12 protein-coding genes are annotated in these 15,679 nt (G+C 70.6%); 2 read left to right on the plus strand and 10 right to left on the minus strand.

What is annotated here, in order from left to right; translation table 11 throughout:
• Nucleotides 1–2 precede the first annotated feature (2 nt).
• The 7 genes from OG974_RS01495 to OG974_RS01525 form a co-directional block, all read right to left on the minus strand.
• Entirely contained in the window at nt 3–812 is an 810-nt protein-coding gene (locus tag OG974_RS01495; protein WP_327279153.1) for an Ig-like domain-containing protein, read from the minus strand.
• Entirely contained in the window at nt 809–1,633 is an 825-nt protein-coding gene (locus OG974_RS01500) for a rhamnogalacturonan acetylesterase (RefSeq protein WP_327279154.1), read from the minus strand. Before OG974_RS01500 ends, OG974_RS01495 begins: the two co-directional genes overlap by 4 nt.
• Before the next feature lie 2 nt (nt 1,634–1,635).
• The gene (locus OG974_RS01505; RefSeq protein WP_328764102.1) at nt 1,636–3,138 is read right to left on the minus strand and encodes a bifunctional cytidylyltransferase/SDR family oxidoreductase; all 1,503 of its coding nucleotides are present in this window, start codon (nt 3,136–3,138) and stop codon (nt 1,636–1,638) included.
• Nucleotides 3,139–3,228: 90 nt separating this feature from the next.
• Nucleotides 3,229–5,223: a hypothetical protein gene (locus OG974_RS01510; RefSeq protein ID WP_371645120.1), complete on the minus strand. Its 1,995-nt coding sequence runs from the start codon at nt 5,221–5,223 to the stop codon at nt 3,229–3,231.
• A gap of 109 nt (nt 5,224–5,332) precedes the next feature.
• Nucleotides 5,333–6,376: a signaling protein gene (locus OG974_RS01515; protein WP_327279157.1), complete on the minus strand. Its 1,044-nt coding sequence runs from the start codon at nt 6,374–6,376 to the stop codon at nt 5,333–5,335.
• A 137-nt stretch (nt 6,377–6,513) separates the two neighbouring features.
• Nucleotides 6,514–8,652: a 3-hydroxyacyl-CoA dehydrogenase NAD-binding domain-containing protein gene (locus OG974_RS01520; RefSeq protein WP_327279158.1), complete on the minus strand. Its 2,139-nt coding sequence runs from the start codon at nt 8,650–8,652 to the stop codon at nt 6,514–6,516.
• Nucleotides 8,649–9,875, minus strand: coding sequence for an acetyl-CoA C-acyltransferase (locus OG974_RS01525; protein ID WP_327279159.1), 1,227 nt, complete (start codon nt 9,873–9,875; stop codon nt 8,649–8,651). Before OG974_RS01525 ends, OG974_RS01520 begins: the two co-directional genes overlap by 4 nt.
• A gap of 322 nt (nt 9,876–10,197) precedes the next feature.
• Between OG974_RS01525 and OG974_RS01530 the strand changes: the two genes are divergently transcribed.
• The gene (locus OG974_RS01530; RefSeq protein WP_328764103.1) at nt 10,198–11,388 is read left to right on the plus strand and encodes an alpha/beta fold hydrolase; all 1,191 of its coding nucleotides are present in this window, start codon (nt 10,198–10,200) and stop codon (nt 11,386–11,388) included.
• 33 nt (nt 11,389–11,421) lie between these two features.
• Here OG974_RS01530 and OG974_RS01535 read toward each other — a convergent pair whose 3' ends face one another.
• From OG974_RS01535 to OG974_RS01545, 3 genes are all read right to left on the minus strand, one after another.
• Nucleotides 11,422–12,693, minus strand: a complete 1,272-nt coding sequence (locus OG974_RS01535; protein ID WP_371645123.1) for an HRDC domain-containing protein — start codon at nt 12,691–12,693, stop codon at nt 11,422–11,424.
• A 153-nt stretch (nt 12,694–12,846) separates the two neighbouring features.
• Complete coding sequence (locus OG974_RS01540; protein WP_007267191.1) at nt 12,847–13,509, minus strand: response regulator transcription factor; 663 nt, start codon at nt 13,507–13,509, stop codon at nt 12,847–12,849.
• A gap of 282 nt (nt 13,510–13,791) precedes the next feature.
• Nucleotides 13,792–14,448, minus strand: a complete 657-nt coding sequence (locus OG974_RS01545) for a DUF3000 domain-containing protein (RefSeq protein WP_327279162.1) — start codon at nt 14,446–14,448, stop codon at nt 13,792–13,794.
• A 91-nt stretch (nt 14,449–14,539) separates the two neighbouring features.
• On the opposite strand from OG974_RS01545, the gene hemE reads away from it, so the two are divergent.
• A complete protein-coding gene (hemE, locus tag OG974_RS01550; protein WP_371645125.1) occupies nt 14,540–15,643 on the plus strand; it encodes a uroporphyrinogen decarboxylase in 1,104 nt (367 codons plus the stop codon).
• Nucleotides 15,644–15,679: the final 36 nt, after the last annotated feature.

Below are 15,679 nucleotides of genomic sequence, written 5' to 3' on the forward strand. Positions count from 1 at the left end.
CCTCATCGGTTCCGCGCGGTCTGGTCGGGCCGGGGCCACGGCATCTCCCCGCTGAGCTCGGGCCACTGCCAGGGCCGCATGGCGGCGTCCGCGGGCCGCTGCGGGAAGGCGCCCGGGATGTGGTCCAGGGAGCCCACGAAGACGTTCACGTGGGAGGTCTGCTGCTCCCCGGCCGGGGTGGCCACCGTGTACGTGAAGCGGTCGTAGCCGGTGAAGGAGGGGGCGGGGGTGTACGTCACCCAGCCGTCGTACGACAACTGCACGTCGCCGCCGCGCGGCTGCGTCACGGAGACGGCGGTGCTCCCCGCCGGGGCGGCGGACAGCACGTTGGCCGTGCCCGGCCTGCCGGGTTCGGTCGTGATCCGCAGGCTCCGGGCCGTCGCCGGTCGCAACGGCAGGGCGTCGGCGTCGAGCTTGGCCGTCCGGACGAGCTTGCGGCCGGTCGCGTCCGGTACGGCGACCACGATCTGGGGCCGGATCCTCGGTGCGGTGGCCCTGTCGTGGACGCGCAGGTGCAGGACGCCCGTGCCGGTCTCGCCGGCCTCGGCGCGGATCCGGAACCAGCGCTGCCGCGGGAAGTACTCCAGCCCCTGGACGGCGACGACGTCGGCGGAGTCGGCCAGCGGGGCCTCCAACAGGTAGGCGCAGCCGCGCGAGGCACCCTGGTCGGGCGCCACGGACACGCCGAGCTGGACCGTCTCGCCGGGGGCCACCCCGCGGCGCGGGTCGGCCGAGCTGTACAGGGCCGCGTAGACGGCGCCCAGGGACGGTTCGTCCCCCAGGGCCCGGCCCCGGCACAGGAGGTGATTCACGTGCCGGACTCCTTGGCGCCGGGGAACTGGGACACACGGGACCTGGTGCGCTGATCGAACGTCTCTTCGTCCAGCCAGCCCATCTCGTCGTACGAGAACTGCGTGCGGTCGAGGTCCCGCCCCCAGTGGGACGGGATGACGCCCTGTTCGAGCATGCTGCGGACGGCGAACCGGGCGCACTCGATCGCGCCCTCGGCCCGCAGGTGCACGTTGTCCGCATCCAGGACGTGCTCAAGGAGGGGCTCTCCGCGCCGCAGGTAGGTGAACACGGACTTGGTCGCCTCCGGCCCGAGCTCCTCCCACCACTGAAGGCTCTGGCCGTACATGTCTACGACCGGAACGTGCTCGTCCTCGGCCAGCTGCCGGGCGGCGAGCGGGTAGTCGCCGAGGAACCGGGCCACGTTGCCGTGCCGGTCGATCCGCCGCCGTTCGTACGGCAGGTAGATCACCGGGTGGCCCTGCCGCTCCCGCACGCCGTCCACGTATGCCCGCATGTGCTCCAGGAACGTGGTGAAGGGGTCGGTGTGCAGGCCCGGGTCCGGCTTCCAGTCCGTCTGGCCGAAGCCGAACAGCAGGTAGTCGCCCGCCTCCATGGTGTCCAGGATCCACTGGAGCCGGCCGCGCTCACGGAAGCTCTTGGAGCTTGCCCGCGCCCGGGCGCAGGCGACCACTTCCACCTCGTCCGTGAGGAAGAGGGGCAGGGTCTGTGCCCACCCGGCCATGGGGAGATAGCTGTACGGGCGGCTGACTGCGTTGGAACCGCCGGCCACGAAGATCTTCGGGCGTCGGCCGTGCTGGTGCTGTCCGGGTGCGTACGTCACGCCTAGACCCCCTGGTCCTCCGTGGATGCGATCAGCACGGACGCCAGCGCCGCCTCGAAGCCGGAGCGCTGCGCCGGCGTCGTGGTCGGGTCCTGCTTGCGCACGTCGATGACGTGGCCGGTCATCTCCGACAGCAGGACGTCCAGGGAGGTCAGGGCCACCGACTCGGAGGTGAGCAGCGAGGCCGAGGGCTCCTGGCCGAACGCCTTGGTGCGCATCGGGGTGGCGGTGCGCTCCGGGTTCACGCAGTTGACGCGGATGCCGTCGTCGGCCCACTCGTCGGCGAGGGCCTGGGTCAGGTTGACCATGGCCGCCTTGGTGGAGGAGTACAGGCTGTACTCGGCGCGGCCGCGGGTGTAGCTGCTGGAGGTGAAGAGCAGCAGCTGGCCCTGGGTCTCGCTGAGGTACTTGTACGCGGTCCGGGCGATGTTGACCGGGGCGAGGTAGTTGACCTCCAGCGCCTCCCGGATCGTGTCGTTGTCGGTCTCGTCGAGGCGGCCGACGCGCAGCACGCCCGCGGTGTTGACGACGTAGTCGATGCGGCCGGTCTCGGCGTAGGCGCCCGCCAGGGCCTCCGCGACGTGGGCGGGGTTCTCGACGTGCGTGCCGGTGGTGGAGCGGCCCAGGGCGAAGACGCGGGCGCCGAACCCCTCGGCGATGCGGGAGATGTCGGCGCCGATGCCGTAGGAGCCGCCGAAGACCACCATCGTCTTGCCGGCCAGCTGCTCGCGGTACGCGGCCTCGCCGGCCTGGGCGGGCGCGGCGTGGGAGGCGAGCTGGAACAGCTTGTCGGCGATGAAGACGTCGACGGGCTGGGTGACCTTCATGTTGTAGTCGTCGCCGGTGACGATGTGGACCGGGACGTGCGGCAGGTACTTGACGACGACGGAGCAGTCGTCGGTGGCCTGGAAGAACGGGTCCCCGGCGGCCCGGTCGTACGCGGCGCGGATCGTGGAGAGCCGGAAGCCCTGCGGGGTCTGGCCGCGGCGCAGCCGGGAGCGGTCGGGCACCTCGGTGATGAACTCGCCGTCGTTGCCGTGGGTGCGGGTCACGATGACGGTGTCGGAGGACGGGATGGCGACGTCGACGGCCTGGTAGCGCTCCAGGGACTCGACGCATTCGCGCACCACGCGCTGCGACAGCAGCGGGCGGACCGCGTCGTGGAAGAGGAGGTTGCAGTCCTCGCCCTCGCCGAGCCCGGCGGCCGCGGCCTCGATGGCGATCCGGGTGGTCTCGCTGCGGGTCGAGCCGCCGGCCAGGACCTGCGTGACCTTGCCCAGCTTGGCCCGCTCGACGATGCGGCGGGCGTCCTCCACGTACGCGGGCGTCATGAGGAGGATCACCTCGTCGACGTCCGGCGCGTTCTCGAAGACGTGGAGCGTGTGCTCCAGAATCGGTTTGCCGGCGATCTTGAGCAGCTGCTTCGGTATTTCGAGTCCGATGCGCTGGCCCGTGCCCCCAGCGAGTACGACGGCGATGGTGCGGTGGGGAGGCCTGGAGGACAAGGCTCCTTCTTCCTGAGTGAGGGTGCGGCACGGCGGTTGGGGAGGGCGGGGAGCGGGCGGCGCGACTCGGATACCGGGGGGAAGGAGCGCCTACACGGGGTAGGGGAGCTGCTCCGGGTATTCGATGGGGAAGTCGCGCAGCCCCCGCCGGTAGAGGTTGTTGGCGGCCGCGTTGAAGCGGACGATGCTGGGCGGGTACTCCTCGCCCAGCAGGTATTCCTTGAGCTGCTCGCGGTAGGGCGCCATGACGTCCTCGCGCGGGTTCAGCGTCGCCCCGATGGCTTCCGCCAGACCGTTGCAGTCGCCGTCGAGCAGGTACGAGGCGTACGCCGTCCGCTGCTCGTTGCGGAACTGGTCGTCGGGCAGGCCGTCGAGGTTGAAGATCGCGTACGGCTTCAGGGTCGCGACGAAGTCGGAGACGACGCTGGACATGTCGCCGATGAGCAGGTCGGACTGGTTGAAGCAGTCGTACAGGGCCGGGATCCGCTCGGTCACCACGTGGTGCGCGGCATCGGGGACGGCGCTCCAGTACAGGGCGCCCGCCTGGTTGCGGCTGCGCCGGATGCGCGCGGTCCGCTCCTCCTCGGTGAGGTCCGGGTACTTGGAGCGGACGCCGCGCTCGGAGAGGTCGGCGATGCGCTGGTCGATCCGGGCCAGCTTCTTGGCGGCTGCCTTGGAGTCGGTGAGGTTGCGGCCGAAGCGTCGGGCGTTGTCCTCTTCGAGGAGGGCGATGACGCGGCGGTGCGCCGCGCCGGCCTCGGCGGAGCGCGAGCCGGTGAGCGGGTGCGGCTTGTAGATGATGCGGATGTCGCGGTCGTAGTCGAGCAGCGCCTTGATCAGCTTCTCGCCGGCCGGGATGACCGAGGTGTAGCAGGCGTCGTCGGTCCAGCCCTCCCAGGTGGGGGCGTAGATGACGGTGGGGACGGGGTTGGCGACCCTACCCGTCCAGCGGTGCAGGGGCATCAGCTGGGGGCGGCCGACCTCGACGATCTGGTTGTGCGACACGGCGTGCTTGATGCGCTCGTAGCGGTCGCGGCCGGCCCGGCCGGCCACCCAGATCTCGTCGAAGACCTTGCTGACCCGGTTGCTGCTCGCGAGCTTGTCGCTGTCGCCGTGGCCGATGAAGACGTGCTTGACCTCGGCGCGCTGGAGCATGTGCACGTTCTTGCCCGCGTTGCCGGGGTAGAGGGCGACACGGAGCTCGTTCATCTCGATGCGGGCGAGATTGTCTGCTTTGGGGATGCAGATGACAGGGACCGAGGTCGCGTCCAGGAAACGCAGGGTGGCCCGCTCGCGGAGCACGATGATGGGCCGCAGTTCCAGTGCCTCCAGCGACTCCAGCCACATGTTCACCTGGTACATGAAGTCTTTGGAGACGGCGGCGAACGTGAAGTAGAGGGCGACCTGGGGTCGATATTCGGCCAGCTGGTAGTTGAGCTCCTCGATGGCCTCGTCGGTGGTGGGCAGCTTGAGCGCGTTGCGCGCGTCGGGCACCAGCACCAGCAGGGAGAAGTAGGCGAGGAAGACCGTGATGATCATGCCGTACGTGACGAAGCGCCAGTCGTCCGTCGCGATGGTGGCGAGCGCGCCGGCCACCAGCGGGATGTCCAGGTGCAGCGTCTTGCGGACGTGCTTGTCCATCAGGAACGGGTGCGGCATGCGGCGGATGCCGAGCGCCTCCAGGTCCAGCCCGCGCGTGGTGAACGGCAGCTCGTTGCGCATCTTGCGGACGTGCTTGAGGAGCGCGCCGTACGCGAGCTGGAGGATGAAGAGCAGGAGCAGGCCGATGGTGGTCATCTGCGCCACGAACGACTCGATGTCGGCGATGGCCCCGCACAGACCCAGCAGCAGGAACTGCCGGATGAGGAAGCGCATCGTCAGACCGAAGCGCGAGTCGCGCAGTTTTTCCAGCGTCGGCGACTCGGTGTTGTGGAGCATCAGGTCGGCGAGGTAGCTCAGCGCGGCACAGCCGGCGAACAGGGGGAGGGAGACGAACGCGACGGCGACCAGCATGCCGATGAAGCTGAGGATGAGCCCAGAGGTGATCAGAACGCCGAGCACGGCGCGCAGCCGCTTGGAGCCCATGGTGCGGTGCCTCCCCCGTGGAGGTATAAGGATGCTGTGAAGTGTCGCAGTAGTATAAGCAGCCTGATGGATGGCTGAAAAACGCCGGGTTAACCGAAGGTCAACGTTCTCAGGCCGTGAAGCGATACAGCGCCAGCTCGCGCCGGTCCTTCGTCTTCACGGAAAATCCGATGGTCAATGCCGGCCGTCCGCCGGCCATGGAGACCGCGATTCCCTCGGGCTCCCGGTACACCAGATCCCGCGCAACGGTCACGTGGTGACGCCCCTGCGCCTTGCCGGTGCGCACGTCAATTGCGGAGACATATGTATTTCCGCCGGACTTCCGCGGGTTGTCCCCCTTGTCGCCGGTGTACGGGCCGCCGGTCAACACGTAGACGTAGTCGCCGTACAGGGCGCAGCCCTGGAACCACTCCTCCTGCTTGACCCGCACCCCGGCCTTGATGACCTGTGCGGCGTCGAAGCGCCCCGCCAGGAAATCCGCCATCCCGTACACCGAGAACCGGTGCACGCCCTCTTCCTCGTGGCTCACCAGCACCCGCTCGCCGGGCAGGTCGAGCGCGGGGCAGACATCGGTGGAACCGGGAACCGGGTCGAAATGGTGGACGGAGTCGTCGGCGCTGTCGAGGACCGAACCGTCCTTGAACGGCACCCGGACCACGGTGCGACCGTAGCCGCGCATGGCCTCCGCGCGGCCCTCCACCCATATGTAGGTGTGCTGACCCGTCGGCTCGACGCCGCACGAAATTCCGTGGCCGAAGCCGCGCAGGTACATATGCCCGAGCGTTTTTCCGGAACTGCTCAGCCGGGTCAGGCACATATCGCCGGAGGACTTGCGGTCGGCCGAGTCGACCGGTTCTTCCTCGTCGTCGAGGCGGATATCGTCCTGAACCGTCTGCAGTACGTAGATCTGTCCGTTCGTGTCGTCGAACGCGAACGACTGCGGTCCGGTCGTATTGAACAGCGGAGCCGGGGCCAGCAGTTGCGAACCGGTCCGCATGTCGAACTCGCCGGCCGGCAGCGGTGCGTCATCGTCCTGCTCGCCGTCCCCGGTGCGCAGCGCCCAGGACAGGCCGCCCGTGGTGAGGCCGGCGGCCGCCGCGCCGCCCGCGAACAGCAGGCTCCGGCGGCTGAAAGGTGTCTTGCCATCCGCCATGATCCGTATTCTGCCAGCCCTCACGGGCGGCTGCGGCGCCGGGTCCGGCGCCGCAGCCGCCCGCGGAGGCAGGCCCCCGGAACGGCGGACGCCCGCCCCCGCGCTGGGGACGGGCGTACCTACGGGGCGTTCGGACCTCAGGCCGGGACGCTCGCCAGACCCGGGGCGAGGAACTTCTTGCCGTTCACGCGCTCCGAGACGCCCTCGCGGTCCAGGTACGGCGTGATGCCGCCCAGGTGGAAGGGCCAGCCGGCGCCCGTGATGAGGCAGAGGTCGATGTCCTGGGCCTCGGCCACGACACCCTCCTCCAGCATCAGGCCGATCTCCTGCGCGACCGCGTCCAGGACGCGGTCGCGCACCTGCTCCTCGGTCAGGACCGAGTCGCCCTGGACCAGGAGCGCGGCGACCTCGGGGTCCAGCTCCGGCTTGAAGCCGTTCTCGGCGGAGTAGGTGTAGAAGCCGCGCTTGCCGGCCTTGACGACCGCCGCGAGGTTCGGGGAGACGGTGAAGCGCTCCGGGAAGGCGCGGTTCAGGGTCTCGGAGACGTGCAGACCGATCGCCGGGCCGACGAGCTCCAGCAGCACCAGCGGGGACATCGGCAGGCCGAGCGGCTCGATGGCCTTCTCCGCGGTGACGACCGGGGTGCCCTCGTCGATGACGTTCTGGATCTCGCCCATGAAGCGGGTCAGGATGCGGTTCACGACGAACGCCGGGGCGTCCTTGGTGAGGACCGCGGTCTTCTTCAGCTTCTTGGCGACGCCGAAGGCCGTGGCCAGCGAAGCGTCGTCCGTCTGCTCACCGCGGACGATCTCCAGCAGCGGGAGGATCGCGACCGGGTTGAAGAAGTGGAAGCCGACCACGCGCTCCGGGTGCTGGAGCTTCGAGGCCATCTCCGACACCGACAGCGAGGAGGTGTTGGTGGCGAGGATCGCGTGCGCCGGGGCGACCGCCTCGACCTCCGCGAACACCTTCTGCTTGACGGACATCTCCTCGAACACGGCCTCGATGATGAAGTCCGCGTCCGCGAAGCCCTCGGCCTTGTCCAGGACACCCGTCACCAGGGCGGTCAGGCGGTTCGCCTTGTCCTGGTTGATGCGGCCCTTGCCGAGCAGCTTCTGGATCTCGGCGTGGACGTAGCCCACGCCCTTGTCCACGCGCTCCTGGTCGATGTCGGTGAGGACCACCGGCACCTCAAGGCGGCGCAGGAAGAGCAGCGCCAGCTGCGAGGCCATCAGGCCCGCGCCGACGACGCCGACCTTGGTGACCGGACGGGCCAGCGACTTGTCCGGGGCACCGGCCGGGCGCTTGGCGCGCTTCTGCACCAGGTTGAAGGCGTAGATGCCCGAGCGCAGCTCGCCGCCCATGATGAGGTCGGCCAGGGCCTCGTCCTCGGCGTCGAAGCCGGCCTGGAGGTCGCCGTCCTTGGCCGCGGCGATGATGTCCAGCGCGCGGTAGGCGGCCGGAGCGGCCCCGTGCACCTTGGAGTCCGCGATGGAGCGGCCCTTGGCGACGGCCGCGTCCCAGGCCTCGCCGCGGTCGACCTCGGCGCGTACGACCTCGGTCTCGCCCTTGAGGACGCGAGCGGTCCACAGGAGCGACTGCTCCAGGAAGTCCGCGCCCTCGAACAGGGCGTCGGCGATGCCCAGCTCGAAGACCTGCTTGCCCTTCAGCTGGCGGTTCTGGTTCAGCGAGTTCTCGATGATGACCGAGACCGCGCGCTCCGCGCCGATCAGGTTCGGGAGGATGGCGCAGCCGCCCCAGCCCGGAACCAGACCGAGGAACACCTCGGGCAGCGAGAAGGCCGGGATGGCCTTCGAGACGGTGCGGTAGGAGCAGTGCAGACCGACCTCGACACCGCCGCCCATCGCCGCGCCGTTGTAGTACGCGAAGGTGGGGACGGCCAGCGCGGAGAGGCGCTTGAAGACGTCGTGGCCGCCCTTGCCGATGGCGAGGGCCTCGTCGTGCTGCTTCAGCAGCTCGACGCCCTTGAGGTCGGCGCCGACCGCGAAGATGAACGGCTTGCCGGTGATGCCCGCGCCGACGATGGAGCCCGCGAGGGCCTCCTGCTCGACCTGGTCGATCGCCGCGTTCAGGTTGGCCAGCGACTGCGGGCCGAAGGTGGTCGGCTTGGTGTGGTCGAAGCCGTTGTCCAGCGTGATGAGCGCGAAGCGCCCGGCGCCGAACGGCAGGTCCAGGTGGCGGACGTGCGCGGACGTGACGACCTCGTCCGGGAACAGCTCGGCCGCACCCTTCAGGAGCTCAGCGGTGGTGCTCACTTGGAGTCTCCCTCGGCGTTGAAGTGCGGGTTCTCCCAGATGACCGTGGCGCCCATGCCGAAGCCGACGCACATGGTGGTCAGGCCGTAGCGGACGTGCGGCTGCTCCTCGAACTGGCGGGCCAGCTGCGTCATCAGGCGGACGCCGGAGGAGGCCAGCGGGTGGCCGAACGCGATCGCGCCGCCGTACTGGTTCACGCGCGCGTCGTCGTCGGCGATGCCGTAGTGCTCCAGGAAGGCGAGGACCTGGACGGCGAACGCCTCGTTGACCTCGAACAGGCCTATGTCCTCGATGGACAGGCCGGCCTGGGCGAGGGCCTTCTCGGTGGCCGGGATCGGGCCGTAACCCATGACCTCCGGCTCGACACCCGCGAAGGAGTACGAGACGAGGCGCATCTTGACCGGGAGGTTGTTCTCGCGGGCGAAGTCCTCGGACGCGATGATCGCGGCGGTGGCACCGTCGTTGAGACCGGCGGCGTTGCCCGCGGTGACCCGGCCGTGCGTACGGAACGGGGTCTTGAGGCCGGCCAGGTTCTCCAGCGTGGTGCCCGGGCGCATCGGCTCGTCGGTGGTGACCAGGCCCCAGCCCGTCTCACCGGCCGCCTCGTTGGTGTTGCGCACCGAGATCGGGACCAGGTCCTGCTGGATCTTGCCGTCGGCGTACGCCTTGGCGGCCTTCTCCTGCGAGCGCACGGCGTACTCGTCGGCGCGGAGCTTGGTGATCGTCGGGTACCGGTCGTGCAGGTTCTCGGCGGTCATGCCCATGAACAGGGCGGACTCGTCGACCAGCTTCTCGGAGACGAAGCGCGGGTTCGGGTCGACGCCCTCGCCCATGGGGTGGCGGCCCATGTGCTCGACACCGCCGGCGAGGGCGACGTCGTACGCACCGAAGGCCACACCGCCCGCGACGGCGGTCACGGCGGTCAGCGCGCCGGCGCACATGCGGTCGATGGAATAGCCCGGGACGGACTGCGGGAGGCCCGCGAGGATGCCGGCGGTACGGCCCAGCGTCAGGCCCTGGTCACCGATCTGCGTGGTCGCGGCGATGGCGACCTCGTCGATCTTCTTGGGGTCCAGGTCCGGGTTGCGGCGCAGCAGCTCCCGGATCGCCTTCACGACGAGGTCGTCGGCGCGGGTCCCGTTGTAGATGCCCTTCGGGCCCGCCTTGCCGAACGGGGTGCGGACGCCGTCGACGAAGACGACGTCCCTGACGGTACGAGGCACGTTGGCTCTCCTCCAGGTGCGGGTGTGCACTGCTGCGCGGGGGCGACCCATCACTGAGCGCCCGCTCACCCGGTCATGCTACTTGCCGGTAACCGGAGTGGACACCCCCTCCCGAAGGAGCGGCGAACGTCACACCGGCACGCACGGCGTGAGCCCCCTTGCGCCCTGACGCGCGCCCGGCCGTTCGGAGCGCCCCGGGCTACCCGAACGGGTCGGGCCACCCGCCCCCCGGTCGCGTCGATGGCGCCGGACGACGCTCTTCCGGATTCTGGCCGGGCCCGGGCGCCCGCCCGGCATCCGACCGGCGAAGCGGAGCAAAGCGATGGCGGCACCTGTTCTCACGAACCACTACGTCGACCACAAATCGACCATCCCGGCGAACGCCGGCGATCTCGTCAAGCTCCACGTGCGGGAGCGCAACGGCACGCACACGGGCCAGCCGCGCAGGCCGGTCCTGATGCTGCACGGCAGGAGCGTGCCCGCCATGGCGGGCTTCGACCTGCAGTACAAGAAGTACAGCTGGGCCGAGGAACTGGCGAAGGCGGGCTTCGACGTCTTCGTGATGGAACTCCAGGGCTCCGGGCTGTCGACCCGCCCGAAGATGGACGACTGGAAGAACGTCAGCCCCACGGTCGCGCAGCGGCAGCTCCTCGTGCCCCACCCGAACGCGACCACGGACGTGACACCGCCGGTGTACGCCGCCCAGCTGAACAACTCCCAGAGCGACTGGGACGAGGTCGACAGGGTGGTCGACTTCGTCCTGCACGAGACCGGCGCCTCCAAGGTCGACCTCATCGGCTGGTCGGCGGCCTCCCAGCAGTTCGGGCCCTACGCCATCCAGCACCCCGGCAAGGTGCGCAGTCTCTTCCTCCTGGCTCCGATCTTCCCGCCGTTCGGCAGGGCGAGCGCGCCCGGGACCGCCTTCGGGGCGCCGGTGACGCTGCCCGTGTCCAAGCCGGAGGCGGCCTTCGGCTACCCGATGACCGTCGGCACGAAGGCCGGCGTCGACGCAGCGTGGCAAAAGGACCTGAAGTGTCCCGGGCAGCGTGAGTCCACCATGGTCGACGAGGTGTGGAAGGCGATCATGGACGTCGACCCGATCGGTGCGACCTGGGGGTCCGCGGTGGGTGGTCCCGGCGGGCCCGCGCAAGGGCTCAACCGCATCCGGAATTCGTACTGGTGGGGATGGAACTCCACCACCGTGCCGCTCAACGGGACGCTCGGCGGGACGGTGCCCGTGTGCATCGTGTACGGGGAGAACGACTCGATCGTGAACACTTCGCCGGACCTGGGCCTGCTGTACTTCTCGGTACCGGAGCTGTACAAGGCCATCAAGGGCCCGAACAAGCTGATGTTGCGCATCGCCTGCGCGGGGCACCAGGCGCCCTGGGAGCGCGTGGCGAACGACCTGCACACCATGTCCGAGCACTGGCTCAAGCTCGGCAAGGTCGAAGGCGCGGAGACCGGGAGCTACTACAGGGACGAGGACGGGGCCCTCACTCCCCTGGAGTGAGGGCCCCGCGCCGGATTCCGGCGGGCCGGACGGTCAGACGGTCGCGGCCAGCGCCCTCACGAGAGCCGGCGTCACCTGCTCGATCTGCCACGGGCGGGCGCCATAAGCCGCGAGCGCCTGCGCCACCGCGTCCGGTTCGAGCCGCTGCGGCGGCTCCCAGCACAGCCGGCGGACCGTGTCCGGGGTGATCAGGTTCTCCTGGGGCAGGTTCAGCTCTTCCGCGAGCGCCGAGACGGCGGTCCGCGCCGCAGCCAGCCGCGCCGCGGCCGCCGGGTCCTTGTCCGCCCAGGAACGCGGCGGCGGCGGACCGGCCGCGGTCGCACCCGGCTGCGGCAGCGCGTTCTCGGGCAGGGCCTTCGCCCGGTCCACGGCGGCCATCCACTGCTCCAGCTGGCGCCGGCCCATCCGCTGCCCGTAGCCGGGCAGCGCCTGCAGCGCGTGCACGTTCGCCGGGAGCGCGAGCGCGGCTTCGACGATCGCGGCGTCGCCGAGCACCTTGCCGGGCGACACGTCACGCCGCTGGGCGATCCGGTCCCGGGACTCCCACAGCTCCCGTACGACGGCCATCTGTCGGCGCCGGCGCACCTTGTGCATGCCGGACGTACGGCGCCACGGATCCTTGCGCGGCGGCGCGGGCGGGGCGGCGGCGATGGCGTCGAACTCCTGCCGGGCCCATTCCAGCTTGCCCTGCCGGTCCAGTTCCTCCTCCAGCGCGTCCCGCAGGTCCACCAGCAGCTCCACGTCGAGCGCGGCGTAGCGCAGCCACGGCTCGGGGAGGGGACGGGTGGACCAGTCGACGGCGGAGTGGCCCTTCTCCAGCGCGTAGCCGAGCACGCTCTCGACCATCGCGCCCAGTCCGACCCGCGGGAAGCCGGCGAGGCGGCCGGCCAGCTCGGTGTCGAACAGGGAGGTGGGAACCATGCCTATTTCGCGCAGGCACGGCAGGTCCTGGGTCGCGGCGTGCAGGATCCACTCGGCGGAGGACAGTGCCTCGCCCAGTGCGGACAGGTCGGGGCAGCCGACCGGGTCGATCAGCGCGGATCCTGCGCCCTCGCGGCGCAGCTGCACCAGATAGGCGCGCTGGCCGTAGCGGTATCCGGAGGCGCGCTCGGCGTCGACGGCCACCGGTCCGGTGCCCGCGGCGAATGCCGCGACCACTCGGGCGAGTGCGTACTCGTCGGCGACCACCGGAGGGATCCCCTCGCGGGGTTCGAGCAACGGAATCGGCGCCTTTTCGACGTCGTCCGGGGGGCCGCCCCCGGTGGTGGTGCGCAGGTCTGCTGCGGTCTCTTGGGCGTCGGTCACCGCTCAAGGGTATCCGTGGATGTGGCGCGCCCGTCGCCGGAACGTTCCGTCGACGGGCGCGGGGTGGAGGCGGAGCCGATTCCCCGGCTTTTCCCGGGTGCCCCTCCCAGCGGTAGCTGGGGGAGGGTTTGCCCGCCGGTCGCCGGGCGGGTGTCAGTGGATGATCCCGGTCCGCAGTGCGACGGCGACCATCCCGGCCCGGTCGCCGGTCCCCAGCTTGCGGGCGATCCGGGCGAGGTGGGACTTGACGGTCAGGGCGGACAGGCCCATCGAGACGCCGATGGCCTTGTTGGACTGGCCCTCCGCGACGAGGCGCAGGACCTCGACCTCGCGGCCGGAGAGCTCGCGGTAGCCGCCCGGGTGGCTCGGGGCACCCGGGGGGCGGCGGTGCATACGGGCGGCGGCGGCACCGATGGGGGCGGCGCCGGGCCGGGTGGGGAGCCCGATGTTGGTGCGCGTACCGGTGACGACGTAGCCCTTCACGCCGCCCGCGAGGGCGTTGCGCACGGCGCCGATGTCGTCGGCGGCGGACAGGGCCAGGCCGTTCGGCCAGCCGGCGGCCCGCGTCTCGGAGAGCAGGGTGAGACCGGAACCGTCGGGCAGGTGTACGTCGGCCACGCAGATGTCGCGCGGGCTGCCGACGCGGGGGCGGGCCTCCGCGATGGACGAAGCCTCGATCACGTCACGTACTCCGAGGGCCCACAGATGACGGGTCACGGTGGAACGCACGCGCGGGTCGGCCACGACGACCATGGCCGTCGGCTTGTTCGGGCGGTAGGCGACCAGGCTTGCGGGCTGCTCGAGAAGAACGGACACCTAGGCCTCCTGGGGGAGTGGCGGGGCGGGCCGGCTCGGGGAAGGAAGCCGGTGCGAACCGTGCGGATGGTCACCCACTCCTTCGGCACGTCACCCGCCCGGCTTTAGGGAATGATCACGATTTGGTGAGTAACAATTCGGGCAATTCGGACGCACGATCGATCATCGGGTGATCAGAAGCCCACAACGGGCGCCCGGTTCCGACATCCCGCCGCCGGCCCTCGATCGGCCGTTCTACGGGGCGCGGTGCATTCGGGGTCGGCCGCGGGCGGCGCGGGGCGGCTACGGGTGGTGCGGACCGCGCCGCTGTGGCAGGGAGACCACGCCCGTACCCGAATCCGTCGGCCCCACCGGCGGCAGCCCCGCGATCTGGCACAGCAGCTCGCACCACGCCGACAGGTGCGCCGAGGTGTCCGGCACCCCACCCACGCCCTCCCGCGGCGTCCACGAGGCCCTGATCTCGATCTGCGTGGCCGCGCGACGCTCCGACAGCCCGCCGAAGTAGTGCGAGCTCGCCATGGTCACGGTCCCGCTCGCCTCCCCGTACGCCAGGCCGCGCGCCTCCAGGGCGCCCGTCAGCCACGACCAGCACACCTCGGGGAGGAGGGGGTCGGCGGCCATCTCGGGCTCCAGCTCGGCCCGTACGAGCGTCACCAGCCGGAAGGTCCCGTGCCAGGCGTCGTGCCCGGACGGATCGTGGAGCAGGATGAGCCGGCCGTCGGCCAGGTCGTCCTCGCCGTCCACGACCGCGGCTTCGAGGGCGTACGCGTGCGGGGCCAGGCGCTGCGGCGGTCTGGCGGGATCGATCTCGATCCCCGGACGCAGCCGCGCCTTCTTCAAACCGTCGACCGCCCGCCGGAACGGGAGCGGGACGGAGCTCTCCTTCGCGCTGTCCGTACCCTCGGCGCCATCTGAAAATCGTCCCTGAGCCGCAGCCATGCGGGGAAGACTAGGCGGAACGAGCGTCCGTGCGGCGCAGGGACACCCGCGCCGGGCCGGGCACTTCTTCATACGTGCGAAGATTTGGCGCGTGAGCGCCAATGACCTTCCCCTCGCGCACGGCTCCGCCGGCGCTGGGGAGACCCCTCTCAAGGGCCAGCCGAGTCAGACGTACGATTCCGCCTTCCTGAAGGCGTGCCGGCGGGAGCCGGTGCCGCACACCCCGGTGTGGTTCATGCGGCAGGCCGGGCGCTCCCTCCCCGAGTACCGCAAGGTGCGCGAGGGGACCCAGATGCTGGAGTCGTGCATGCGGCCCGACCTGGTCACGGAGATCACGCTCCAGCCCGTTCGCCGCCACGACGTGGACGCGGCGATCTTCTTCTCCGACATCGTGGTGCCGCTGAAGGCCATCGGCGTCGACCTGGAAATCAAGCCCGGCATCGGCCCGGTCGTCGCCCAGCCGATCCGCCGCCGCGAGGACCTCGCACAGCTGCGCGACCTCACCCCGGAGGACGTCTCCTACGTCACCGAGGCGATCGGCATGCTCACGGGTGAACTGGGTTCCACGCCGTTGATCGGCTTCGCCGGTGCGCCTTTCACCCTCGCGAGCTACCTGGTCGAGGGCGGCCCCTCCAAGAACCACGAGCACACCAAGGCCCTCATGTACGGGGACCCGCAGCTCTGGGCCGACCTGCTGGACCGCCTCGCGGAGATCACCTCCGCCTTCCTGAAGGTCCAGATCGAGGCGGGCGCCTCCGCGATCCAGCTCTTCGACTCCTGGGTCGGCGCCCTCGCCCCGGCGGACTACCGGCGCTCGGTGATGCCGGCGTCGGCGAAGGTCCTGGAGTCCGTCGCCCCGTACGGGGTCCCGCGCATCCACTTCGGCGTGGGCACGGGCGAGCTCCTCGGCCTGATGGGCGAGGCCGGCGCGGACGTCATGGGCGTCGACTACCGGGTCCCGCTGGACGAGGCGGTGCGCCGGGTCGGCCCCGGCAAGGCGCTCCAGGGCAACCTAGACCCGGCGGTGCTCTTCTCCACCGAGGAGGCCGTGCGGGCGAAGACGGACGAGGTCCTGGCGGCGGCGTCCGGCCTGGAGGGCCACGTCTTCAACCTGGGCCACGGCGTCCTCCCGACGACGAACCCGGACGCCCTGACCCGCCTGGTGGACTACGTCCACACCCGGACGGCCCGCTGACCCGGACGCCCTCCGACACGATCGAAACGTCGGTAC

The organism is Streptomyces sp. NBC_00597 (assembly GCF_041431095.1).
GTDB lineage: Bacteria > Actinomycetota > Actinomycetes > Streptomycetales > Streptomycetaceae > Streptomyces.